This is a genomic window from Pseudomonas fluorescens (assembly GCF_902497775.2).
In the GTDB taxonomy this organism is placed as follows: Bacteria; Pseudomonadota; Gammaproteobacteria; order Pseudomonadales; family Pseudomonadaceae; genus Aquipseudomonas; species Aquipseudomonas putida_F.
Window position 1 is genome coordinate 578346 of sequence record NZ_OZ024668.1, and the last position, 22818, is coordinate 601163.

Consider the following 22818-nt stretch of genomic DNA (forward strand, 5'->3'; position numbering starts at 1 on the left):
CATTTTTTGTGACGGATCGTGCAACTAAGCTGTTGTTCATCGCCCACTTCACAGGAATCGCCTTGATGCCTCGTTCGTTTTCCCTGCGTAGCCTGCTGCTCGCTGTAACCACCCTTGGAGTCATGGCCCAGGCGTCGGCCGCCGAGCCGCTGAACCTGGATGTCTACAACCCGGGCACCAATGCCCTGTTCCCGGTCAGTTCGGTGATCGTCAGCGGCAAGCACGACGCCATCCTGGTCGACGCCCAGTTCGGCAAGGCCCAGGCCGAGCAGGTGCTGGCCAAGCTGCAAGCGAGCGGCAAGCAACTGACCACTATTTATATCAGCCACGGTGACCCGGACTACTACTTCGCCCTGCAGACCCTGACCGCAGCCTATCCCAAGGCCAAGGTCGTGGCCTCGGCGGCGACCGTCGCCCATATCAAGCAGACCATGGACGGCAAGCTGGCCTATTGGGGCCCGCAGATGGGCACCGACAAACCGGCCAAGCTGATCGTCCCGCAAGTACTGCAAGGCGATGAGCTCAAGCTCGAAGGCCAGCGCCTGCAAGTGGTCGGCCTCCACGGCCCACAGCCGGACCGCAGCTTTGTGTGGATTCCATCGATCAAGGCGGTCGTCGGTGGCGTGGTGGTCGCCGAGAACCTGCACGTGTGGATGGCCGACACGCAGTCGGCGCAATCGCACAAGGACTGGCTGTCGACCCTCAAGCGTATCGAGCAGCTCAAGCCCGACACCGTGATCCCAGGTCACTACCTGGGCCAGAGCAGCCGCTCACTCAAGGCGGTGCAGTTCACCGCTGACTATATCCGTGCCTTCGACGAAGAAACCGCCAAGGCTGGCAACGCCGCCGAACTGATCGCGGCGATGAAAAAGCGTTACCCGGACCTGGGCGAAGAAAGCTCGCTGGAGCTCAGCGCCAAGGTCGCCAAGGGCGAGATGAAGTGGTAAGTGTCATTCAATCCTGAGTGGAGAATTCCCATGAGCAAGATCGCAATCATCGGTGCTACCGGCCGTGCTGGCAGCCAGTTGCTGGAAGAGGCCCTGCGCCGGGGCCATAGCGTTACCGCCATCGCCCGCGACACCTCGAAGCTGCAGGTGCGGGAAGGGGTAAAAAACGTAGCGCTGGATATCAGCGACGCCGCCGCCCTGGAACAGGCAGTGCAAGGCCATGACGTAGTGTTGAGCGCCGCGCACTTTTCCACGATCAAACCGCAGGCCATCATCGAGCCGGTCAAGCGCGCCGGGGTCAAGCGCCTGCTGGTGGTGGGCGGGGCCGGCAGCCTGCTGCTGCCGTCGGGGCACAAGGTCATCGACAGCCCGGATTTCCCCGAGGCCTACAAGGCTGAAGCAACGGCCGGCGGTCATTACCTCGACACCCTGCGTCAGGAAAAGGACCTGGACTGGACCTTCCTCTCACCTTCGGCCGAATTCGTCGAAGGTGCCCGCAGCGGCGCATACAAGCTGGGCAAGGATCACCTGTTGATCGGCGTCGACGGCAAGAGCTGGATCAGCTTTGCCGACTACGCCATCGCCATGCTCGATGAAGTGGAGAAACCGGCGCACTCGCGTCAGCGCTTCACTGTCGGTTATTGAGGGACATGGGCCTGCTCGCACAACCAGGCGAGCAGTTCCTGCAAAGCTGCTGAGGCCGACCCTTGCGGTCGCACCAGGTAGTAAGCCTGGCCGGTGCTGACCTTGAGCGGAAACGGTGTCACCAGCCGTCCGCACTTGAGGTCATCGCCGATCAGCGACCAGTCGCCAATGGCCACACCAGTACCCTGGGACGCCATCGACATGGCCATGTCCAGGGTTTCAAAATGCTGGCCCTTGCCTTGCCGGGGCAGGTTCGCCCCGGCGGCTTCGAGCCAGGCATTCCAGTCGCGTTGGTCGCGGGTCGGGTGCAGGAGCATGTGCTGATCAAGGTCGGCGATCTGCTGCAAGGGCAGGGCGCCGCTTAGCAGTTGCGGCGCGCACACCGGCGTCAATTGTTCATCGAACAGCTTCAGGGGCTGCAGGCCATGGTTGGGCCGGGCACCATAGACCACCGCCGCATCGAACACTTCCCGACGAAAATCCACCCCGTGCTGCACCGTAGTGGTCAGCTCCACCGGCACGTCCGGGCGCAGTGCCTGCCATTCCATCAGGCGCGGCAGCAGCCAGCGCATCACGCAGGTCGGTGCCTTGAGTTGCAAGGTGGTGCTGCGCGCGCCGACTTGCTGCACCCCCTCCTCGATCAAGGCGAACACCTGCTGCACCCGTGGCAGCCAGTCCTGGCCTTCGCGGGTCAGGCTCAGGCCGCGGGCCTGGCGCAGGAACAACGGGTAGCCGAGGTGTTCTTCCAGGCCGGCAATCTGCCGGCTCACCGCACCCTGGGTGATGTGCAGCAGTTGCGCGGCGCGGGTGAAGTTGCAGCACTGGGCAGTGACCAGAAAAGTGTGCAGGGCAGGCAGTGGAGGCAGGCGTTTCATCGGCTTAAGCCATGATCTATAGACATGGCTAGTATGAGCTTTTTTGCATTGTGCAGGTAGCCGTCGGGCGGTCCAATAAAGCCTGTTTCCCGAACAATTACAGGCACACGATCATGGCGACTTGCGGCGAAGTATTGGTCAAACTCCTTGAAGGCTATGGCGTAGACCATGTCTTTGGAATTCCCGGCGTGCATACCGTGGAGCTTTATCGCGGGCTGGCAAGCTCAAGCATCCGCCACATTACCCCGCGCCATGAGCAAGGCGCTGGTTTCATGGCTGACGGCTATGCGCGTACCCGTGGCAAGCCGGGCGTGTGCTTCATCATCACCGGCCCGGGCATGACCAACATCACCACCGCCATGGGCCAGGCCTATGCCGATTCGATCCCGATGCTGGTGATCTCCAGCGTGCAGTCGCGCAGCCAGTTGGGTGGCGGGCGCGGCAAGCTGCATGAGCTACCGGCACAGAGCAGCCTGGTGGCGGGCGTGGCGGCGTTTTCCCACACCCTGATGAGCGCCGATGACCTGCCGTCGGTGCTGGCCCGCGCCTTTGCCGTGTTCGATGGCGCCCGGCCGCGCCCGGTGCATATCGAGATTCCGCTGGATGTGCTGGTCGAAGACGCCGATCACCTGCTGGCCTGTGCCCCGGTGCGTATCGCCCGCGCCGGCGCCGCGCCTGCAGCGATCGCGCAAATGGCCGCCATGCTCGCGGCGGCCCGGCGGCCACTGATCCTCGCAGGTGGTGGCGCCATCGACGCCAGTGCCGCGCTGACCCGCCTGGCTGAATACCTGCAGGCGCCGGTAGCGCTGACCATCAATGCCAAGGGCGTACTGCCGGCCAGCCACCCGCTGCAGATCGGTTCGACCCAGTCGCTGGTGGCCACCCGCGCCCTGGTTGCCGAAGCCGATGTGGTGCTGGCTATCGGTACCGAGCTTGCCGAGACCGACTACGACGTGACCTTCAAGGGCGGCTTCGAGCTCCCCGGTGAGCTGCTGCGCATTGATATCGACCCCGACCAGACTGTGCGCAACTACCCGCCGAAGGTCGCCCTGGTCGCCGACTCGACCATCGCCACCCAGGCCTTGCTGGTCGCCCTGGCCGAGCAACCGGCACCGGTGCGCGGCGCCGATTGGGGCACGGCCCGCGCCGCACGCTTGCGTGCAGTGCTGGAGGCCGACCGCGACCTGCCGATGCGCAGCCAGACGCGCATGCTCAACACCCTTGTCGAAACCCTGCCCGGCGTGGTGCTGGTCGGTGATTCGACCCAACCGGTATACACCGGCAACCTGACCCTGGACATGCAGCAGCCGCGGCGCTGGTTCAATGCCTCGACCGGTTACGGCACCCTCGGTTACGCGCTGCCGGCGGCCATGGGCGCCTGGCTGGGCAGCGCCGAAGCTGCGGCCGACCGCGCGCCGGTGGTGTGCCTGATCGGCGATGGCGGCTTGCAGTTCACCCTGCCGGAGCTGGCCAGTGCCCGCGAGGCGCAGGTGCCTCTGATCGTGCTGCTGTGGAACAACCAGGGTTATGAAGAGATCAAGCGCTATATGGTCAACCGTGCCATCGAACCGGTCGGCGTCGACATCTATACCCCTGATTTTATCGGCGTGGCCAAGGCCCTTGGCTGCAGCGCCGAGTCGGTAAGCGACGTCGCTCAACTGCGCGAAGCCTTGCGTCAGGCCTGCGATCGCAAAGTCCCGAGCCTGATTGAAATCGACCAGGCCACCTGGATGCAGGCGGTGCCGGCATGATCAAGCTGCCAGGTATTTACATCGCAGGCGTCTGGCAGCATGGCCCTCAGGCACTGACGGTGATCAACCCGAGCAATGAACAGGTGCTGGCCGAAGTTGCCAGTGGTGACGCAGCGGCGGTCGAGCGGGCAACGCTGGCGGCCACTGCGGCATTTGCTCAATGGTCCTTCTCCAGCGGGCCGGCCCGTGCGGCGATCTTGCGGGCGATTGCCGACGGCGTTGAAGCGCGCCGCGAGCGCCTGGTGCAGTTGCAAGCCAGCAACAACGGCAAACCGCTGAGCGAAGTCCACATCGATATCGATGATGTCGTTGCGACCTTCCGTTATTACGCGCAGCTGGCAGACAACCTTGGGCGTGACCGCCCGGTGGCGCTGCCCAGCGAAGATTTTGTCGCCCGCGTGCGCCGTGAGCCGTGCGGTGTGGTCGGCTTGATCGTGCCGTGGAACTTCCCCATGGTCACTACTGCCTGGAAGCTCGCGCCGGCCCTGGCGGCGGGCTGCTGCGTAGTGCTCAAGCCATCGGAAGTCACCCCGCTGGCTGAGCTTGAACTGGTGGCGATCATTGCCGAAGCGGGGTTGCCGGACGGGGTGTTCAACCTGGTCTGCGGAACTGGCCTGGCGGTGGGCGCGCCGTTGGCGGGCGATCGGCGTGTCGCCAAGATTTCCTTCACCGGCAGCAATGCGGTGGGGGTGCAGGTCATGCAGCGGGCAGCAGAAACGGTCAAGGGTGTGAGCCTGGAGCTGGGCGGCAAGTCGCCGTTGCTGGTGCTCGAAGACGCCGACCTGGAACTGGCGGTAGAGCTGGCCTGCCTGGGTGGTTTTTTCAATGCCGGGCAGATGTGCTCGGCGACCAGTCGGGTGCTGGTGGCGCAAGCCCTGTACCCGGCATTTATCGATGCGCTGAAGGCCCGCGCCGAAGCGATCCGCGTGGGCGAGCCGTTCAGCGGCGACAGCGAAATGGGGCCGTTGGTCAATCAGGTCCAGTACCAGCGGGTACAGGCGCACATTGCTGCTGGTGTGCAATCCGGCGCCCGCTTGCTCTGTGGCGGTTCACGGCCGGCAGAACTGCCTTGCGGTTACTTTGTCAGCCCCACGGTGTTCACCGAGGTGCCGCTGGACAGTGCCTTGTGGCGTGAGGAGATCTTTGGCCCGGTGCTGTGCGTGCGTTCGTTTGCCACTGAGGCCGAGGCGCTGGCGCTGGCCAACGACACCGAGTTCGGCCTGGTGGCCAGTGTGCTCAGCCGTGATTTGCCGGCTGCCGAGCGGGTCGCCAATGCCTTGCAGGCCGGGCTGGTGTGGGTCAACGCGCCGCAGGTGATTTTCCCGCAGACGGCCTGGGGTGGGTACAAACAGAGCAGCTTGGGGCGGGAGCTGGGGCCTTGGGGGTTGAGTGCGTTTCAGGAGATCAAACATGTGGTCAGGGCGGTGTAGGCCTCATCGCGGGTCAAGCCCGCTCCCACAGGTTCGATGCTATGCCCTGTGGGAGCGGGCTTGACCCGCGATAGCAATCTAAAGGGCACTGCGCAACCGAGCCAAATCCCTAACCGGCGGCGCCCCATACAAGCGGCTGTACTCGCGGCTGAACTGCGACGGGCTTTCATAGCCCACCCGGTAACCCGCCACCGCCGCCTCGAGCCCGTCATTGAGCATCAGCCGTCGCGCTTCCTGCAGGCGCAGCTGCTTCTGGTACTGTAACGGGCTCATGGACGTCACCGCCTTGAAACGGTGATGCAGGGTCGAGGTGCTGAGGTTGACCTCCCGCGCCAGGTCATCGATGCGCAGGGGTCGGTGAAAGTGCTGGTTGAGCCATTCGATGGCCTGGCACACCCGATGGGTCTGGCTGTTGGCCATGGCAATTTCATACAGCCGATAACCCTGCGGCCCACGCAGCAGCCGATAGAGAATCTCGCGCTGGATCAGCGGTGCGAGGATCGGGATGTCCTTTGGCGAGTCGAGCAGGCGGATCAGTCGCAGCAGAGCATCGAGCAGCAGCGGGTCGGTACGCTCCACATACAGCCCACGGCCTGACGGCAAAGCCGGTACACCTAGCGGGCCAGCATCGGCCAGCAGGTTGTTGATCTGCGCCGGGTCGATGTTCAGGCGCACGCCCAGGCTGGGGTTTTCCGGGCTGGCCTCCAGCAGCACGCCGCTGATCGGCAACGCTACCGACACCACCATGTAATGCAGCGGGTCGTACATGTAGCGCTCGTCACCCAGGCACACCTCCTTGCTGCCATGGGCCAGGATGCACAGCGCAGGCTCGGCCAGGGCCGGCATCGAGCGCACGCTTTCTTCGTAGCGCACCAGAAACAGGTCTTCAACCGCCGACTCCACGCCAGACTGGCGAGGCGCATGGCGCTGGATGAGATCGGCCAGCTCCTGGCGCTGTTGTTCCAGAGCGGGGTCGAGGATCAGGCGGTCGGGATCGGTAGTGGACATGGGCGATTCCTTAGAGAACGACTGCAGGATAGGTTTGTGCAAGCCACGGCGCTAGTCGAAAGCTGCCGCCCGCTTGCCTGATCCTGCAAGGCGCGCAGGATCAGGCAAGCGCTCGACAGGAATCGCCTAACCGCCGTGCGGGCGCGTGGCCTAACCTGTGCAGCCTGGCAATTTCATCTGGCTGCACATGGAGAAACGCTCATGACCTCGGCACAATCGGTCACCCACCTTGCTTTTATCCGCGCCAGCAGTGGTCGTTCAGAAGAACTGGGCGAGCGCCTGCGTGATCTGCTGGAACCGTCGCGCCAGGCCCCCGGCTGCCTGAAATTCAGCCTGCAACGCTCCCAGGCCGACGCCGACCTGTGGCTGCTCAGCGGTTTCTGGCGCGATCAGCAGTCGATGAGTGGCTACTTCGCTTCACCGGCCCTTGAGCTGTTCGGCGAGCTGGTCCAGGCGCGTGTGGTCGACAGCCTCGACCTGCATACCTTCGGCGAGCCGTGCGCAGGTTAGAATGGCGGCTTTCGGCAATTGATGTGGATTCGAAACACATGGCACGTAAAGAGTTTTCGCAGTTCGAAGCAGTATCGGCAGCCGTGCGCGGCGACGACGGCTACCATGCCGCCATCGCCGTCAAAGGCCTGGGCGCCTCCGGGGCTCCGCGTTTTCACACGGTCCTGGCAGAGCAGGTCTTCAAGACCGCCCTGGCCGCTGATGAAGCGGCTTGCCTTGAGCTTGAGCGCCTGCAAGGCGTCGATGACGACGCCGAACTGGTCTGGTAACTCAGCCGTTGACCTGCGGACGGGCCATCTTGAACAGATTGCCCAACTCGAAGTAATCCGCCGGGCCGCCGCCACGCAGGATCGGCTGGCCTGCGGCGGTATCGTAGATGCCGTCCTTGAGCAGATGCTCGGCGATATGCACCGCCACTACTTCACCCAGCACCAGCCAGCTTGGCACCAGCGCCTGATCAGCACGTTGCAGCTGGATAATCTGGGTCACCTTGCACTCGAATGACACCGGGCTTTCTTGCACCCGTGGTACTGCAATCACCTTCGACGCTACTGGTGTCAGGCCGCTCAAGGCGAACTCGTCGACCTGTGGCGCAACCGCGGCGCAGCTCTGGTTCATCGCTTCGGCCAGGGGCAGGGTGGCCAGGTTCCAGGCAAATTCGCCGGTCTGCTCGATGTTGTTCAGGCTGTCTTTGCGCCCGACGCTGGAAAAACCAATAATCGGCGGAATGTAATTGAAGGCGTTGAAGAAGCTGTAAGGCGCAAGGTTCAGGCGACCTTCGGCGTCCTGGGAGGAGATCCAGCCAATCGGGCGTGGGCCGACGATGGCATTGAACGGATCGTGGGGCAGGCCGTGGCCTTTTGCGGGTTCGTAGTAATACATCTGCGTTGGCCCGAAGGCCTTCCCTGTGAGTAAGCCTCTAGTGTGCCAAGGCTTTGCCTTGCTGAAAATGACTAAGCCCGGCCGAAGCCGGGCTGACTGCGTCACATCAGGGCTTAGCTGATGCGGTGGGCCTGGGTGCGATCGAAACCGTCTTCAGCAAATTTGGCAGCGCCGGTGCGATCGAAACCATCTTCTGCATAAGTGGCCGACTGGCTTTGCACGGCGTTGAAGTTGTGGCCGTTGGTGCGGTCGAAGCCGTCTTCGGCGAATGCGTTGGCAGCCAGTACCGAGAAGGCCAGGGTCAGGATCAGTTTGCTTTTCATGGTCGTTGCTCCGAGGTGGTGAGGGGTTGTTTGTTGCTATGGGTTTAATGCTACGCCGATTAAATTGATTAAAAAGCGCAAAAAATAGCGTATAAAAATCGAATTAGTAGATATGTATGTCGACAGTTCTGCCTTTATCGCGGGTCAAGTCGAGGCGTCGCACCGCCGCTCCCGCATCTATGGTTGAACAATGAAGGGGCCGAATTAATGGCGCGTTAAAGCGCCATAAACAGAAAAAGGGGGCGATCCGCTGGCGGACGCCCCCTTTTTCATTGCCTGTGACTAGACGTCAGTCAGTGGTAATCCGCGAATGCGTGCGGGTGTCCTTCATGAACACATACACCAGCAACGAGCAGGCGATACAGGCGGTTACGTACCAGTAGTAGCCGGTTTCCATGCCGATGCTCTTGAACCACAGCGCCACGTATTCAGCGGTACCGCCGAAGATCGACACGGTCAGTGCATACGGCAGGCCAACGCCCAGGGCGCGGATTTCGGTCGGGAACAGTTCGGCTTTGACCACCGCGTTGATCGAGGTGTAGCCGCTGACGATGATCAGCGCGGCCATGATCAGGAAGAATGCGCCCCACCAGGTCTGGATGGTGTGCAGAGTGGTCAGGATCGGTACGGTGCACAGGGTGCCGAGCACGCCGAAGGCGATCAGGATCGGGCGCCGGCCGATCTTGTCGGAGAGGCTGCCGATGATCGGCTGCAGGCACATGAACAGGAACAGGGTGGCCGCCGAAATGGTCGTCGAGTCGGTGATGCTCATGCCCACCGTGTTCACCAGGTACTTCTGCATGTAGGTGGTGTAGGTGTAGAAGGCCAGGGTGCCGCCCATGGTCAGGCCGACCACGGTGGCCAGCTCTTTCGGATGGCGCATCAGGGTGCGCATCAGGCTTTCCTTGGACTTTTCCTTCTTGGTGAAGGAGGCGGTTTCTTCCATGCCGCGGCGCAGGTACAGGGCGACCACCGCACACAGTGCACCGATCACGAAAGGTACGCGCCAGCCCCAGGCATACAGCTGCTCGGTGGTCAGGGTCTGCTGCAGGATGATCAGCACCGCCAGGGCGATGAGCTGGCCGGAAATCAGCGTCACGTACTGGAAGCTGGAGAAGAAGCCACGGCGTTCCTTGGTGGCCATCTCGCTGAGGTAGGTGGCGGAGGTGCCGTACTCGCCACCCACCGACAGGCCTTGCATCAGGCGCGCGACGACCAGCAGCACCGGTGCGGCGACGCCGATGGTTTCATAGCCCGGAGTCAGGGCGATGACCAGCGAGCCTGCGCACATCAGCAGTACCGAGGCCATCAACGCGGCCTTGCGGCCCTTGCGGTCGGCATAGATACCCATCAGCCAGCCGCCAATCGGACGCATCAAAAAGCCCACGGCGAAGATCGCGGCGGTGTTGAGCAGTTGCGCGGTGGTGTCGCCAGCGGGGAAGAAGGCTTTGGCGAAATACAGGGAAAACGCGGCGTAGACGTACCAGTCGTACCATTCGACCATGTTGCCGATCGAACCGCTGAAAATCGACTTGAGTCGGCTTCGGGTGGTTTTTTCCGCGGCGGGCGCAACGGCCGCCCCGGCGGGCAGAGTGCTGGAGTTATCCATCGAAGGGACCTTCATAGTTGTTTTTGTGGAGCGCGTCGAAACGCAGCCTGCCAGGGCTATAGCAGAAGCTGTGCCAGGTGCTGGAGGCCCGGTCTAGAAGGGTTGTCCGCAAGCGATGAGCAGAAATCCGCCTATCCAAATGAGTGTTTAGGCGGAATTCCGCTTGCGCGATCGACTGTGTCGATCACCTCGGGTCGAGAAAATCTTCACGCAGCAGGCCATGGCGCTGCATCTTCTCGTTGAGGGTGCGCCGCGGCAGTTGCAGCTCTTCCATGACCGCCTTGATCTCGCCCTTGTGCCGGCTCAAGGCGGCGCGCAGGCATTGGGCTTCGAAGGCTTCCTGCTGGGCGGCCAGCGATTGCCCGGCTTCGATCTGCGCGGGCGCCGGCTCGCCCAGCCCCAGGGCGTGACGTTCGGCGGCGTTGGCCAGTTCACGGACGTTGCCCGGCCAGTTGTGACCGAGCAGCTTGCCCAGGTGCGCGCCACTGAGCAGCGGTGCGCTACGACCGACGCGCTCGGCGGCCAGGCGGGCAAAGTGGTTGAACAGCAGGGGGATGTCTTCGCGTCGGTCGCGCAAGGGCGCCAGGCGCAATTCGGCGACGTTCAGGCGGTACGCCAGGTCTTCGCGAAAGCGTCCGGCCCGGGCTTCTTCGAGCAGGTCGGGTTTGGTCGCGGCGATGATTCGCAGGTCGACGCTGATGCTCTGGTTGGCGCCCAGGCGTTCGAGTTTCTGCTCCTGCAATACGCGCAAAAGCTTGGCCTGCTGGGCCAGCGGCATGCTTTCGATCTCATCGAGGAACACCGTGCCGCCATTGGCGTATTCGAGCTTGCCGATGCGCTTGCCCTGGGCGCCGGTGAAGGCGCCGCTTTCATGGCCGAACAGCTCGGCTTCGAACAGCTGCTCGGGGATCGCTGCGCAGTTGAGGGCGACGAAGGGCTTGCCGGCGCGTGGGCCGAAGTCATGCAGGCAGCGGGCGACCTGCTCCTTGCCGCTGCCGGTTTCGCCGCGAATCAGTACATTGACCGGCAGGCTGGCCAGATCCAGCACCTGCTTGCGCAACTGCTGCATACCCTGGGATACACCCAGCAGGTTCGCCTCCAGGCGGTCCTTCAAATCAGCCTGCTCATGCAGGCGGCGGTTCTCCAGCACCAACTGGCGTTTCTCCAGGGCGCGGCGCAGGCTGCCGAGCAGGGCTTCGGGGCTGAAGGGTTTTTCCAGAAAATCGTAGGCGCCGTTGCGCATGGCCTCGACCGCCATCGGTACATCGCCATGCCCGGTGAGCAGGATCACCGGCAGGTCGGCATCGCTGGCCAGCAGCTGCTCGAGCAATTGCAGGCCGTCCATGCCGGGCATGCGCACGTCACTGAGGATCACCCCGGGGAAGTGCCCGGGCAGTTGCTGGAGGCAGTCTTCGGCGCGGCTGAACAACTGCACGTTGAAACCCGACAGGCTCAGCCACTGCTCCACGGCGGTGCGAATGCTGGCTTCATCGTCGACGACCATCACTGAGTTGAACATGCGGGTTCCGGGTCCATAGGCAAGGTCAGGCTGAAACGGGCGCCGCCAGGCTGATTTTCGACCTGCAGACGGCCGCCCGCTTCGTGAATGATGCCATAGGAAATCGCCAGGCCCAGGCCCAATCCTTCGCCCACCGGCTTGGTAGTGAAGAACGGATCGAAGACATTGGCCAGGTGTTCGGCGGGGATACCGCCGCCGCTGTCGAGCACGCTCAGGCGCCAGTGTTCCTGTTCGGCATCGATGCGCACTTCAAGGCGTTTGTAGCTTTTTTCGGCCATGGCATCCAGGGCATTGCGCAGCAGGTTGATCAGTACCTGTTCCAGGCGTATCGCATCACCGCGCACCCAGGCCGGACGGGCCAGGTACAAGGCGACGTTGACGTCTTCGGCGCGGATGCGCGCATCGAGCAATTGCAGCGCCTGGTCGACCACGGTGGCCAGGTCCAGGCGTTCGCGCAGGCCGCTGGGGCTGTTGCGGGCGAAGGTTTTCAGGTGCCCGGTGAGGGCCGCCATGCGCGTGAGCATCTGCTCCAGCGGTTCCAGGGCCAGGCGCGCTTCGTCCAGGCGCTGGTTGTCGAGCAGCAGGCGCAGGGTTGCCAGTTGCATGCGCTGAGTAGTCAGCGGCTGGTTGATCTCGTGGGCCAGCGCCGCCGACATCTGCCCCAGCGCCGCCAGCTTGGCCGATTGCACCAGGCCTTCCTGGGCGGTGCGCAGGTCGCGGGTGCGGGCCTCGACCAGGCGTTCGAGCTCTTCGCGGCTACGTTGGCGCAAGCGGGCCAGACGCAGGCGCTGGCTGATGAACAGCAGGGCGAACACCAGGCTCAGCCATACCGCGGCGGCAGCCAGCGCGGCATTGCGCCCGTCTTCGCTGACCTGCGGCTTGCGCAGCAGGTGCAGGGTCCAGCCTTCGGCCTCCAGCGGCAGGCTCTCCCACAGGTAATCGGTTTTGCCCTCCGGGCCGTGCACGCGCATCAGGTGGCTGTTGGTGTCAAAGCTGCTGAGGATGTGGTGCTGCAGCGGTACCAGCGGTTGCTTGTCGTACTGGCGGGTGGTGGCCAGTTCCGCGCGGTCGGCGCTGCTCAAAGGTTGCAGTTCTCGGTAGCGCCAGCCGTCCTGGTTGGCGATGAAGATGATCCCGCGGGCATCGCTGACCAGGAGGATATCGTTGCCCTGGCGCCATTCGCGTTCAAGCTCGGGGAACTCCAGCTTGACCACCATGGCACCGAGGAAGCGGCTGTTTTCGTCGTGCACGGCGCTGGACAAGAAATACCCCGGCACACCACTGGTCACGCCCACCGCATAGAAGCGGCCGCTGCCCTGGCTGCGGGTCTGTTTGAAGTACGGGCGAAAGCCATAGTTGGAGCCGACATAGGTACTGGGCAGGCGCCAGTTGCTGGCGGCTACGGCCAGGCCCGTGCGGTCGAGCAGTTCCAGGGTCGAGGAGTTGGCCGCACCGTTGATGCGTTCGAGCTTGCGGTTCAGCGCGTCCTGCACCGGGCCCGCCACCGGGCCGCGCAAGGCGCTGATCAGTTCCGGGTCGAGTGCCAGCACGGCGGGCAGGGCGCGGTAACGCTCGATCAGGGTATGCAGCGAGTTGGCGTACAGCCCGAGCTGCTCACTGGCCCGCTGGGCATCGTCGACCATCGACTGGCGCTTGGCGTGGTGCATGGCCCAGCCCGCAGTCAGCAGCGTGCCGGCGAGGATGAAGAACAGAATCAGGCCCAGACGCAGGGCGCGAAAGGAAGAAGGCATGGTGCAAGTCCCGGCAGTGGGGAAGGCCTCCTGGCCTTCCCTTGGAGCATGGCAACGTTTTACAGCAGCTCGAAGCTCTGTTGTTGCACGGCCTGCGAATCGAGGCCGACCTGGACCCTGAACTCACCAGGTTCCGCCGCCCATTGCAGCTGGCCGTTGTAGAACTTCAGGTCGTCGGCCTTGATGGTGAAGCGCAAAGTGCGCTCTTCACCGGCCTTGAGCATGACCTTCTGGAAGTTTTTCAGCTCCTTGACCGGGCGGCTCATGGACGCCGTGACGTCCTGCAGGTACAGCTGGACCACGGTCTCGCCGTCACGCTTGCCGGTGTTCTTGACCACGATGCTGGCTTGCAGGTCCTGGCCCTGTTGCACCGTCTTGCTCGACAGGCTCAGGTTCGAGAGGCTGAAGTCGCTGTAGCTCAGGCCGTAGCCGAAAGGGTACAGCGGGCCGTTCGGCTCTTCGAAGTACTGCGAGGTGTAGTTGCCGGGCTTGCCCGGGGTGAACGGGCGACCGATGCTCAGGTGGTTGTAGTACATCGGGATCTGCCCGACCGAGCGCGGGAAGGTGATGGCCAGCTTGCCCGACGGGTTGTAGTCGCCGAACAGCACATCGGCAATGGCGTTGCCGCCTTCGGTACCGCTGAACCAGGTTTCCAGGATGGCATCGGCTTGCTCGCGTTCCCAGGCCAGCGACAGCGGCCGGCCGTTCATCAGCACCAGCACCAGTGGCTTGCCGGTGGCTTTCAGGGCCTTGATCAGCTCGCGCTGGGCTGCCGGAATTTCCAGGGTGGTGCGGCTGGACGATTCGTGGGACATGCCACGGGACTCGCCAACCACGGCGACCACCACATCGGACTGCTTGGCAGCCTTGACCGCTTCGTCGATCAGCACCGCGGCAGGGCGTGGGTCGTCGATGATTTCCGGGGCATCGAAGTTGAGGAAGTTCAGGTAGTCGAGGACGGCCTTGTCGTGGGTGACGTTGGAGCCTTTGGCGTAGATCACCTTGGCTTTGTCACCCAGCACCTGGTGCATGCCCTCGCGCACGGTGATCGACTGCTGCGGACGGCCGGCGGCGGCCCAACTGCCCATCATGTCGATTGGGGCGTCGGCCAGCGGGCCGACCAGGGCGATGGTGCCGGATTTTTTCAGCGGCAGGGTCTGCTCGCGGTTTTCCAGCAGGACCAGGCTGCGGCGTGCGACGTCACGGGCCTCGGCGCGGTGCAGGCGGCTGTCGGCATAGGTGTCGGCCGGGTCGTCGCTGGCCTTGCCGATGCGCCGGTACGGATCTTCGAACAGGCCCATGTCGTACTTGGCGCCAAGGACTTCGCGCACGGCGTTGTCGATGTCGGCCTGGTTGATTTCACCGGCCTTGAGCAGGCTGGCCAGCTCTTCCCCGTACAGCGAGTCGTTCATGCTCAGGTCGATGCCGGCCTTGATCGCAAGCTTGGCGGCTTCGCGGCCATCGCGGGCCACGCCGTGGCGCACCAGCTCGGTGATCGCCCCGTGGTCACTGACGGTCACGCCCTTGAAGCCCCAATCCTTGCGCAGCAGGTCGTTCATCAACCAGGTGTTGGAGGTGGCTGGCACGCCGTTGATCGAGTTCAACGCTACCATCACCCCGCCAGCACCGGCATCGATGGCGGCACGGTAGGGCGGCAGGTAGTCGTTGAACATCTTGGTCGGGCTCATGTCGACCGTGTTGTAGTCGCGGCCGCCTTCCACCGCGCCGTACAGGGCGAAGTGCTTGACCGCGGCCATCAGGCTGGTGGCTTGTGCCGGGCTCTGGCCCTGGAAGGATTCGACCATCACTTTGGAAATCCGCGAGACCAGGTAAGTGTCTTCGCCAAAGCCTTCACTGGTGCGGCCCCAACGCGGGTCGCGGGCGATGTCGACCATCGGCGCGAAAGTCATGTCGATGCCGTCGGAGGCGGCTTCTGCGGCAGACACACGGCCGACCTTGGCGATTGCGTCCATGTCCCAGCTGGCGGCCAGGCCCAGGCTGATCGGGAAGATCGTGCGGTGGCCGTGGATCACGTCGTAGGCGAAGAACATCGGGATCTTCAGCCGGCTCTTGGCGGCGGCGTCCTGCATCGGCCGGTTTTCGGCGCGGGTGATCGAGTTGAAGGTGCCGCCGATGCGCCCGGCGGCAATTTCCTTGCGGATCATCTCCCGGGGCATTTCCGGGCCGATGCTGATCAGGCGCAACTGGCCGATTTTTTCATCCAGGGTCATCTGCTGGATCAGGTTGGCGATGAACGCCTGTTTGTCTTGCAGCGGGGCGGCAGGGGTGTCGGCAAAAGCCGATGGACTGGCCAGGCTGACAACCAGGCCCAGCAAACACAGCTTGTTCATGAATTCTGTTCTCAAGGCTTGCGGCAGTACTCACGGTCAATACTGCCCAGCCGAAGTTGGGGAAGCGGCTATTGTTGTAGTTTGCTGGGGCATCTTTTAGCCGATTGGGCGATCCCGATCCAGCGGCGACGACGGATTATGCCTCAAGTCCGGTGAATCACGGCGATCAAGGAGCGTAGCGACATGCAGGTAATTCATTACAAGAGCGTACGCCTGTGGCTGCTGCTGGTGCTTGGCAGCCTGCTGGCCGGTTGCGGGATCAACAACATCCCCAACTATGACGAGCAGGTAAAAGCGGCCTGGGCCCAGGTGCAGAACCAGTACCAGCGGCGCGCCGACTTGATTCCCAACCTGGTCGAAACGGTCAAAGGCTACGCCAAGCAGGAGCAGGAAACCCTGACCGCGGTCATAGAAGCCCGGGCCAAGGCAACCTCGATCCAGGTCGATGCCAGCACCCTGGACGATCCGGAAAAACTGCGCCAGTTCCAGCAGGCCCAGTCGCAACTGACTGGCGCGCTGAGCCGCCTGATGGTGGTGTCCGAGCGCTACCCGGACCTCAAGTCCAACCAGAACTTTCTCGCCTTGCAGTCGCAGCTTGAAGGCACCGAGAACCGCATCGCCGTGGCGCGCAAGGATTTCATCGCCGCCGTGCAGCGCTACAACACCGAGATCCGTACCTTCCCGGGGCGCATCTGGCACAGTGTGATGTACAGCGATATGCCGATCCGGGAGAACTTCGAGGCCACCAGCGCCGATGCCGACAAAGCGCCTGAAGTGAAATTCTGATGCGCCTGTTCAAGCTCGCGCTGCTGCTGGCGCTGCTGTTCGCCACGCCGCTGCGTGCCGAACTCAGCTTCCCGGCGCTGAGCGGGCGGGTGGTGGACAACGCCGGCCTGCTCGACAGCGCCAGCCGCAGCCAGCTCGACAATATGCTCAAGGCCCATGAACAGGGTACGGGTGAGCAGGTTGTGGTGGTGACCCTGGCGGATTTGCAGGGGCAGAGCATCGAGGACTACGGCTACCAGCTCGGCCGTCACTGGGGCATTGGCCAAAAGGGCAAGGACAACGGCGCGCTGTTGATCGTCGCCCCCCAGGAGCGCAAGCTGCGTATCGAAGTTGGCTACGGCCTGGAAGAGCGCCTGACCGATGCGCAGTCTTCGGTGATCATCAATCGCATCATTACCCCAGCATTTCGCCGTGGCGAGTACAGCCAGGGCATCGTCCAGGGCACCGCGGCGATCCTCCAGGTGCTGGGCGGCAATCCGTTGGCCGAACCTTCGCGGGCATTGGCCAATGACGCTGACGACGGTGCTCCGGCCTGGGGGATCGGTTTGTTCATCCTGCTGATCCTGGTGGTGTTCGCCCTGCAGTCGCTGGGCCTTGGCGGCAGCGGGCGCGGTGGCATGGGTGGCGGTTTCGGTGGGGGCTACGGCGGCGGCTTTGGTGGCGGCGGGGGAGGCGGTGGCGGTGGCGGTTTCAGTGGCGGTGGGGGCAGCTTCGGTGGCGGCGGATCGTCCGGTGGCTGGTAAATCAACATCAACGAGTAGCGTAGCGCATGACTTTGCTTACCGAACAACAACAGCGCCAGGTCGCTGAAGCCATTGCCCGGGTCGAGCGCCATACCGATGCCGAACTGGTCACGGTGCTGGCCAGCCGTGCCGACGACTATGCCTATATCCCTTTGTTGTGGGCCAGCCTGCTGGCCCTGGTGGTGCCGGGCATCGTCCATTACCTGAGCGGCTGGATGAGTGTGCACAGCCTGCTGATCGTGCAGTGGCTGACCTTTATTGCCTTGTGCCTGGTGTTTCGCATTCCGTCGGTGACCACCCGCCTGATTCCGCGCGCGGTGCGCCACTGGCGTGCGGCGAACCTGGCCCGGCGCCAGTTTCTCGAGCAGAACCTGCACCACACTGTGGGCGGCACCGGCATGCTGATCTTTGTCAGCGAGGCCGAGCGCTATGTCGAAATCATCGTCGATGAGGGCATCTCCCGGCACCTGGACAACAAGGTCTGGGAGGTCATCGTCAAGCGCTTTACCGTACAGGTACGCCGAGGCCAGACGCTGCAGGGGGTTGTCAGTTGCATCGAGGCCTGCGGCGAGCTGCTGCGCACCCACGTGCCGCTGACCCACGAGCGCAATGAGTTGCCCAACCGCCTGGTGGTGCTTGACTAGCGGCGGCGCCGGTCGACAAAAGCTGTGCAGGGAAAGCGCATCCACGTAAAATTCCCGGCACTGCGCCTCCCAGCGCCCCCTCCGCAACCCGAGGCACCCTTTCCCGATGTCCGATTCCCCCACCGCCCAGGCCGCGCCGGATGCGCGTGCGCAGTTTCTGAGCCTGCTCGCCACCAGCCTGGAACAGAACGCCCTGATCAAGCTGGTGCTGGCGCGCCATGTCGGCAATGAAGAAACCCTGCAACGCATCATCGCCAAGCCGCTGACGGTCAAGGGCCAGGCCTGCGTGTCGTTCGTCTACCGCTACAAGACCCGCGACATCACCCGCAACCTGGGCAACGACGAAGCGTTGGCGCTGGTGGCCGAGCTGTTGCCGGCCTCGTTTCGCAACGCCCACCTGCTTAGCCTGAGCGACGAAGCCCAGCTGGAATTCACCAAGAAGGGCAAGCCGATGCTCCATCGCAGCGCCGTGCAGCACGAACGCCAGGCGCCGGGCGGGGAGCATGATCGGGAGAAGAAGCGCTACCTCGAACTGAGCCGGCCGTTTTTGCACGACCTGGGCGTGACCGATAACCAGCAGGCGCTGATCCCGGCCATGTCGCGCAAGTGGAAGCAGATCAACAAGTTCATCGAAGTGTTTTCCCACGCCCTGAACTCGGCGCCGCTGGCCGCCGAGCAGCCGCTGCGGGTGGCCGACTTCGGCTCGGGCAAGGGTTACCTGACCTTCGCCATCCACGATTACCTGCGCAATACCCTGCAGCGCGAGGCGCAGGTCACTGGCGTCGAGCTGCGCCCGGACATGGTCGAGCTGTGCAACGCTGCGGCCTCGCGCCTGGAGCACCCGGGCCTGGTGTTCGAATGCGGTGATGTACGCAGCGTGGTGCCAAGCGCCATCGAGGTGATGATTGCCCTGCATGCCTGCGATATCGCCACCGACTACGCAATCCATACCGGTATTCGGTGTGGCGCGGCGATCATCATGTGCTCGCCGTGCTGCCACAAGCAGATCCGCCCGCAACTGCACAGCCCGGGCTTGCTCAAGCCGATGCTGCAATATGGCCTGCACCTGGGCCAGCAGGCCGAGATGCTCACCGACAGCTTGCGTGCCTTGTACCTGGAAGCCTGTGGTTACGAGACCAAGGTCTTCGAGTTCATTTCGTTGGAGCACACCAACAAGAACAAGATGATCCTGGCGGTCAAGCGCCAGGCGCCGGTCGAGGCGTCAGCATTGCTGGAGAAGATCCAGCAGCTCAAGGCGTTCTATGGGGTCAAGGAGCATTGCCTGGAGACCTTGCTGCGGGCCGATGGCTTGATTCCTGCCTGAAAGCATCGGGGGACAGTCCAGAGATCATCACCATCCTGTGGGAGCGGCGGTGCGACGCCTCGACTTGACCCGCGATAGCGTCAGCCCAGCCCCTGCACAGGCGCAGGATGCACCCGCGTCTTGCGCCCCAGCACCACCGTGGCGATCACCCCGGCAGCAAACACCCAGGTAATCAGCTCGACCTGTTCGCCAAAGAACAGCGCCGAAAAGGCGATGGTGAAGAAGATCTGCAGCAGTTGCACCTGGCTGACCCGGGCAATCCCACCCATGGCCAGCCCGGCGTACCAGGCAAAGAAGCCGATGAACTGCGAGAACAGCGTCACATAGCCAAACGCCCACCAGGCTTTGCCACTCACCGGCCCTTGATGCTGCAAGGCCAGGTACAGCACCGGCCCGAGCAACAGCGGCGCCGACAATACCAGTGCCCAGCAGATCACCTGCCAGCCGCCCATTTCCCGCGCCAGCCGGCCACCTTCGGCGTAACCCAGGCCACCCACGGCAATCGCCGCGAGCATCAGCAGGTCGCCTGCCTGGATCTGCCCGGCGCCCATGATCATCGCGTAGGCCAGCACCAGCGCACTGCCTAACGCCGCACAGGCCCAAAAGGCTTTCGACGGCCGTTCATGGGACAGCCAGGCGGCATACACCGCCACGCACAAAGGTTGCAGGCCGTTGACCAGCGCCCCGTGGGACGCCGGCACGCTTTGCATGGCCCAGGCCGAGAACACTGGAAACCCGAGGATCACCCCCAGCGCCACCAGGCTCAAGCCTTTGATCTGCGCCCAGGTCGGCCACTTTTCCCGGCGCCAGAGCAGCAGCGCCGCGGCCGGGATCGCTGCCAGCAACGCCCGGCCCAGGCCGTTGAGCAGGGGATGCAGCTCCTGCACGACAATGCGGGTCATGGGCAGGGTCAGGCTGAAAATAATCACACCGAGAAGGCCAAAGACCATCCCGGTGTTTTCGCGGCTGGACATACGCAGCGCCTGTGGCAGAGAAGTAGCTTCATTGAGCCACAGGGCGGGCGAATGATCTTGTTACAGTTACTGACAAGTTCATCCGTACAGTTGCCTCAGAAGAAGCGGGTGATGCTGACCTTGGCGTTGCGGCCTTGGCTGTAGGCGTACTCGCCGCTGAGCTCGGAGCGGTAGTCCTTGTTGAACAGGTTATCAACCGTCAGGTTGACCTCGGTGCCTTTGAGGTAAGGCTGCTGCGGCTTCCAGTTGGCGAACAGGCCGTGGAGCTGATAGTCGTCGTTGGCGTAGTGGTCGTAGTAACGGTCACCCAGGGCACTGGCCGGGCCTTCGCGGTAGTTGTCGCTCGGCAGGCGGTCGGTCTTGCGCACGAACTGCGCCTGCCAGCCGACCTTGGCGTCCCAGCTGGGGATCTTCACGCCCAGGGTGGTGATCCATTTGGGCGCCGGAATGTCCTTGGCCCAGACGTCCGGCCCCCAGGGGTTGGTGTAGGCGCCATCATGACGGCCGGTCATCCACGAGTAGGACACCGAGCCGAACAGGTAGGTCGAGTCGTAGAAGCTTTCAACCTCGAAGCCCTTGATGGTCACGCCCTTGAGGTTGCGGTAATTGGACATCAGGCCTTTGCCGCAGGCTTTGGAAATGTTCTCGCCGTTGGCCAGTTGTGCTTCGCAGCCAATGCCAGTGGCCTTGAAGATCTCGTCCTTGATCTCGTTGCGAAACAGCGTGGTACGGATCTGCATGCTGTCGTCGGCGGTAAAGACATTGGCGAAGTTGGTGACGTTACCGGCGCGCAGGGCGGTGATGCGTTCCGGGTCGAGGTTGCGGCTGCTGGCGGTGCGGCTGCCGATGCCCTGGACTTCGTACTGCTCATCGAGCACCGGGGCGCGCCAGGTCTTGCTGTAGTCGGCAAAGAAGGCGGTGTTGGCGGTGGCTTTCCAGAACAGCGACAGGCGTGGCGACCAGCCGGTGTAGGTTTTCTCGCTGTAGTCGTGGCCGTTCTCGGCAACGGTGTAGTACGGCGCCTGGTTCGGCTTGCCCTTATTGGCAACATGGTCGTAGCGCAGCGACGGGGTGATGGTCACGTCGCCCAGGGTGATGGCGTCCTGGATAAAGTAACCCTGGCTGTCGACAGTACCGCTGGGCATGAAGTACGGCTGGTAGTGGCCGTTGTTGTACTTGGGAATCTCATAGCTTTTGCCCGGCATCCACATCTGCGTGTCACGCTCGTGGTGACGGATCTGCAAGCCGCTGGTGAAGGCGTGTTCCAGCGGGCCGGTGGCGAACAGGCTGGTGTTGCGCACATCGAGCATCTGGTCCTGGTATTCGGTGTCCATCTTGCGCCCGCCGGTGGACGGCTGGAAAAACGCGGTGGCATCACGCTCGTCAGTCTGCTGGGTGTCGGACTCCGAGTACTTCACCTGCAGGTCGATCAGCGGGTTGTTCACCGGCTGGTACTTATAGGTGGTCGACCAGGTGGTGTCGGTGGTCGTGCGGTTGGCCAGGAAGCGCTTGAGGGCATCCTTGTAGCCGAATCTGTTGATGTCCGACTGGGTCGGCGGCGTCGGGTAGGCGGTGGAAGAGAACGGCGCCCAGCGCTGACTTTCCGAGCGCGACCAAGAGAACCCCAGGCTGTGCTCGTCGTTGAAATGCAGGTTGGCCTTGAGCAGCGCGCCGTCCAGGTCCAGGGCGCTGTTGGGCAGGCGCTGGGGGTTGATCGGGTAGCGGCCCTCGGGGTCGGGCAGGGTGCCGGCCAGCTTCATGTCGTCGCCGTCGCGCTTGGTCAGGTACACCAGGGCGTCCATGCGGCCATCGTCGGTGCGGCCGAACAATGCCGAGCTGTAGACCTGCTGATGGTCGTTGCTGGCATAGCCATACTTGAGCATGGCGCCGCTGTTGCGCCCTTCCTGGAGCAGGTCGGGGGCGTCCTTGGTGGTCATGTTGACGCTGCCACCGAAGCCGCCGTTGCCGGTGTAGATCGAGTGCGGGCCCTTTTCCACCTCGATGTTCTTGATCAGCTCCGGCTCAATGAAGATGGTGCCTTGCTGGTAGCGCTCGAAGCCGCTCTTGGTCGCGCCATCGACGGTCATCGGCACGTCTTCGGCATCGCCCAGGCCCCAGATGTTGATGGTCTGGCCACCGGGTTTGGCCGAGCCGCCCATGTTCACCCCGGGCAGGGTCGCCAGCACGCTGGGGATGTTGCTTGGCTGGTAGCGGTCGATGTCTTCCTGGGTCAGGGTCGAGCGGCCGACGGTGCTCGGGTCGACCTGTTGGCCGTCACCCACCACGCTCACCGCGCCAAGCTGGATGCTGTTGTCGGCGGTGGCGTCGTCTTCGCGCAGGCGCACCACATAGGTATTGCCGACCTTGACCAAGGCAAAGCGGCTGTTGTGCAGCAGTTGGCTGATCGCCTCGAGCGGTTCGTAAGCACCTTGCAGGGCCGGGGCCTGGACGCTGTTGAGCAAGGATTCGTCAAACAGCAGCTGTAGCTTGGCCTGCTGCGCCAACTGGCTTAGCGACGCTGCCAGCGGCTGCGCCGGCAGGTTCAGTTGCACTGGCGCGGCCTGGGCCTGCAGGCTCAGGGCCAGGCACGCGGCCAGCAGCGAAGGACGAACAGACAACGGCTTGAAAGGAGCAAACGCACGCAAGATGAAACCCCCCAATACGGCAACAAAGGCCAGAAAAGGCCTGCAGTGATTACGCAGACGGGAGGAAGACGCAGGGCTGCGGAAAACCCTCACATGCGAAT

General features: G+C 63.4%; 19 protein-coding genes and 1 pseudogene. 10 read left to right on the plus strand and 10 right to left on the minus strand.

Features of this window, described 5'->3' with window-relative positions; all coding sequences use genetic code 11:
• The first annotated feature begins 65 nt into the window (after positions 1–65).
• Both F8N82_RS02805 and F8N82_RS02810 read left to right on the plus strand, forming a co-directional pair.
• Positions 66–947, plus strand: a complete 882-nt coding sequence (locus tag F8N82_RS02805) for an MBL fold metallo-hydrolase (RefSeq protein WP_038998978.1) — start codon at positions 66–68, stop codon at positions 945–947.
• A 30-nt stretch (positions 948–977) separates the two neighbouring features.
• Complete coding sequence (locus F8N82_RS02810; RefSeq protein ID WP_038998979.1) at positions 978–1592, plus strand: NAD(P)-dependent oxidoreductase; 615 nt, start codon at positions 978–980, stop codon at positions 1590–1592.
• Here the strand turns inward: F8N82_RS02810 and F8N82_RS02815 are convergent.
• Entirely contained in the window at positions 1586–2467 is an 882-nt protein-coding gene (locus F8N82_RS02815) for a LysR substrate-binding domain-containing protein (RefSeq protein ID WP_038998980.1), read from the minus strand. The genes F8N82_RS02810 and F8N82_RS02815 overlap by 7 nt on opposite strands.
• Positions 2468–2580: 113 nt before the next feature.
• Here F8N82_RS02815 and F8N82_RS02820 point away from each other — a divergent pair, with 113 nt between their 5' ends.
• Both F8N82_RS02820 and F8N82_RS02825 read left to right on the plus strand, forming a co-directional pair.
• Positions 2581–4218, plus strand: a complete 1638-nt coding sequence (locus F8N82_RS02820) for a 5-guanidino-2-oxopentanoate decarboxylase (RefSeq protein WP_038998981.1) — start codon at positions 2581–2583, stop codon at positions 4216–4218.
• On the plus strand, positions 4215–5648 hold the full coding sequence (locus F8N82_RS02825) for an aldehyde dehydrogenase family protein (RefSeq protein WP_038998982.1): 1434 nt from the start codon (positions 4215–4217) through the stop codon (positions 5646–5648). Before F8N82_RS02820 ends, F8N82_RS02825 begins: the two co-directional genes overlap by 4 nt.
• A gap of 78 nt (positions 5649–5726) precedes the next feature.
• Here the strand turns inward: F8N82_RS02825 and F8N82_RS02830 are convergent, their stop codons facing one another.
• A complete protein-coding gene (locus F8N82_RS02830) occupies positions 5727–6656 on the minus strand; it encodes an AraC family transcriptional regulator (RefSeq protein ID WP_038998984.1) in 930 nt (309 codons plus the stop codon).
• Positions 6657–6857: 201 nt separating this feature from the next.
• On the opposite strand from F8N82_RS02830, the gene F8N82_RS02835 reads away from it, so the two are divergent.
• Positions 6858–7166 (plus strand): antibiotic biosynthesis monooxygenase family protein, encoded by a 309-nt coding sequence (locus F8N82_RS02835; protein WP_038998985.1) that lies wholly within the window; start codon positions 6858–6860, stop codon positions 7164–7166.
• Between the two features lie 38 nt (positions 7167–7204).
• Positions 7205–7435, plus strand: coding sequence for a hypothetical protein (locus F8N82_RS02840; RefSeq protein WP_038998987.1), 231 nt, complete (start codon positions 7205–7207; stop codon positions 7433–7435).
• A 1-nt stretch (position 7436) separates the two neighbouring features.
• Here F8N82_RS02840 and F8N82_RS02845 read toward each other — a convergent pair whose 3' ends face one another.
• The 6 genes and pseudogenes from F8N82_RS02845 to bglX all read right to left on the minus strand — a co-directional run bounded on the left by F8N82_RS02845 (position 7437) and on the right by bglX (position 15601).
• A complete protein-coding gene (locus tag F8N82_RS02845; protein ID WP_038998988.1) occupies positions 7437–8048 on the minus strand; it encodes a flavin reductase family protein in 612 nt (203 codons plus the stop codon).
• Between the two features lie 116 nt (positions 8049–8164).
• Positions 8165–8371 (minus strand): annotated as a pseudogene (locus F8N82_RS02850) (heme utilization protein); the annotation flags it as partial.
• Positions 8372–8660: 289 nt separating this feature from the next.
• The gene (locus F8N82_RS02855; protein WP_038998991.1) at positions 8661–9980 is read right to left on the minus strand and encodes an MFS transporter; all 1320 of its coding nucleotides are present in this window, start codon (positions 9978–9980) and stop codon (positions 8661–8663) included.
• A gap of 184 nt (positions 9981–10164) precedes the next feature.
• On the minus strand, positions 10165–11499 hold the full coding sequence (locus F8N82_RS02860) for a sigma-54-dependent transcriptional regulator (protein WP_038998992.1): 1335 nt from the start codon (positions 11497–11499) through the stop codon (positions 10165–10167).
• Positions 11484–13250: an ATP-binding protein gene (locus tag F8N82_RS02865; RefSeq protein WP_038998993.1), complete on the minus strand. Its 1767-nt coding sequence runs from the start codon at positions 13248–13250 to the stop codon at positions 11484–11486. Before F8N82_RS02865 ends, F8N82_RS02860 begins: the two co-directional genes overlap by 16 nt.
• A 59-nt stretch (positions 13251–13309) precedes the next feature.
• Positions 13310–15601, minus strand: coding sequence for a beta-glucosidase BglX (gene bglX / locus F8N82_RS02870; RefSeq protein WP_038998994.1), 2292 nt, complete (start codon positions 15599–15601; stop codon positions 13310–13312).
• A 183-nt stretch (positions 15602–15784) separates the two neighbouring features.
• Between bglX and F8N82_RS02875 the strand changes: the two genes are divergently transcribed.
• The 4 genes from F8N82_RS02875 (at position 15785) to F8N82_RS02890 (ending at position 19098) form a co-directional block, all read left to right on the plus strand.
• Positions 15785–16387 carry a LemA family protein gene (locus F8N82_RS02875; protein ID WP_052251634.1) on the plus strand — a complete coding sequence of 201 codons (603 nt, stop codon included), beginning with the start codon at positions 15785–15787 and terminating at the stop codon, positions 16385–16387.
• Complete coding sequence (locus F8N82_RS02880; RefSeq protein ID WP_038998995.1) at positions 16387–17130, plus strand: TPM domain-containing protein; 744 nt, start codon at positions 16387–16389, stop codon at positions 17128–17130. The genes F8N82_RS02875 and F8N82_RS02880 overlap by 1 nt, the downstream gene beginning before the upstream one ends.
• A gap of 26 nt (positions 17131–17156) precedes the next feature.
• Entirely contained in the window at positions 17157–17774 is a 618-nt protein-coding gene (locus F8N82_RS02885; RefSeq protein ID WP_038998996.1) for a TPM domain-containing protein, read from the plus strand.
• A gap of 106 nt (positions 17775–17880) precedes the next feature.
• Complete coding sequence (locus F8N82_RS02890; RefSeq protein WP_038998998.1) at positions 17881–19098, plus strand: class I SAM-dependent methyltransferase; 1218 nt, start codon at positions 17881–17883, stop codon at positions 19096–19098.
• Between the two features lie 80 nt (positions 19099–19178).
• Here the strand turns inward: F8N82_RS02890 and F8N82_RS02895 are convergent, their stop codons facing one another.
• Positions 19179–20072: a DMT family transporter gene (locus tag F8N82_RS02895; protein ID WP_038998999.1), complete on the minus strand. Its 894-nt coding sequence runs from the start codon at positions 20070–20072 to the stop codon at positions 19179–19181.
• Positions 20073–20167: 95 nt separating this feature from the next.
• A complete protein-coding gene (locus F8N82_RS02900; protein WP_414602507.1) occupies positions 20168–22720 on the minus strand; it encodes a TonB-dependent receptor in 2553 nt (850 codons plus the stop codon).
• Positions 22721–22818 lie beyond the last annotated feature (98 nt).

What these genes read in the sequence shown, in the direction of transcription:
- F8N82_RS02805 (WP_038998978.1), top strand. Translation starts at nt 66, where the DNA reads ATGCCTCGTTCGTTTTCCCTGCGTAGCCTGCTGCTCGCTGTAACCACC.
- F8N82_RS02810 (WP_038998979.1), top strand. Translation starts at nt 978, where the DNA reads ATGAGCAAGATCGCAATCATCGGTGCTACCGGCCGTGCTGGCAGCCAG.
- F8N82_RS02815 (WP_038998980.1), bottom strand. Translation starts at nt 2,467, where the DNA reads ATGAAACGCCTGCCTCCACTGCCTGCCCTGCACACTTTTCTGGTCACT.
- F8N82_RS02820 (WP_038998981.1), top strand. Translation starts at nt 2,581, where the DNA reads ATGGCGACTTGCGGCGAAGTATTGGTCAAACTCCTTGAAGGCTATGGC.
- F8N82_RS02825 (WP_038998982.1), top strand. Translation starts at nt 4,215, where the DNA reads ATGATCAAGCTGCCAGGTATTTACATCGCAGGCGTCTGGCAGCATGGC.
- F8N82_RS02830 (WP_038998984.1), bottom strand. Translation starts at nt 6,656, where the DNA reads ATGTCCACTACCGATCCCGACCGCCTGATCCTCGACCCCGCTCTGGAA.
- F8N82_RS02835 (WP_038998985.1), top strand. Translation starts at nt 6,858, where the DNA reads ATGACCTCGGCACAATCGGTCACCCACCTTGCTTTTATCCGCGCCAGC.
- F8N82_RS02840 (WP_038998987.1), top strand. Translation starts at nt 7,205, where the DNA reads ATGGCACGTAAAGAGTTTTCGCAGTTCGAAGCAGTATCGGCAGCCGTG.
- F8N82_RS02845 (WP_038998988.1), bottom strand. Translation starts at nt 8,048, where the DNA reads ATGTATTACTACGAACCCGCAAAAGGCCACGGCCTGCCCCACGATCCG.
- F8N82_RS02855 (WP_038998991.1), bottom strand. Translation starts at nt 9,980, where the DNA reads ATGGATAACTCCAGCACTCTGCCCGCCGGGGCGGCCGTTGCGCCCGCC.
- F8N82_RS02860 (WP_038998992.1), bottom strand. Translation starts at nt 11,499, where the DNA reads ATGTTCAACTCAGTGATGGTCGTCGACGATGAAGCCAGCATTCGCACC.
- F8N82_RS02865 (WP_038998993.1), bottom strand. Translation starts at nt 13,250, where the DNA reads ATGCCTTCTTCCTTTCGCGCCCTGCGTCTGGGCCTGATTCTGTTCTTC.
- bglX (WP_038998994.1), bottom strand. Translation starts at nt 15,601, where the DNA reads ATGAACAAGCTGTGTTTGCTGGGCCTGGTTGTCAGCCTGGCCAGTCCA.
- F8N82_RS02875 (WP_052251634.1), top strand. Translation starts at nt 15,785, where the DNA reads ATGCAGGTAATTCATTACAAGAGCGTACGCCTGTGGCTGCTGCTGGTG.
- F8N82_RS02880 (WP_038998995.1), top strand. Translation starts at nt 16,387, where the DNA reads ATGCGCCTGTTCAAGCTCGCGCTGCTGCTGGCGCTGCTGTTCGCCACG.
- F8N82_RS02885 (WP_038998996.1), top strand. Translation starts at nt 17,157, where the DNA reads ATGACTTTGCTTACCGAACAACAACAGCGCCAGGTCGCTGAAGCCATT.
- F8N82_RS02890 (WP_038998998.1), top strand. Translation starts at nt 17,881, where the DNA reads ATGTCCGATTCCCCCACCGCCCAGGCCGCGCCGGATGCGCGTGCGCAG.
- F8N82_RS02895 (WP_038998999.1), bottom strand. Translation starts at nt 20,072, where the DNA reads ATGTCCAGCCGCGAAAACACCGGGATGGTCTTTGGCCTTCTCGGTGTG.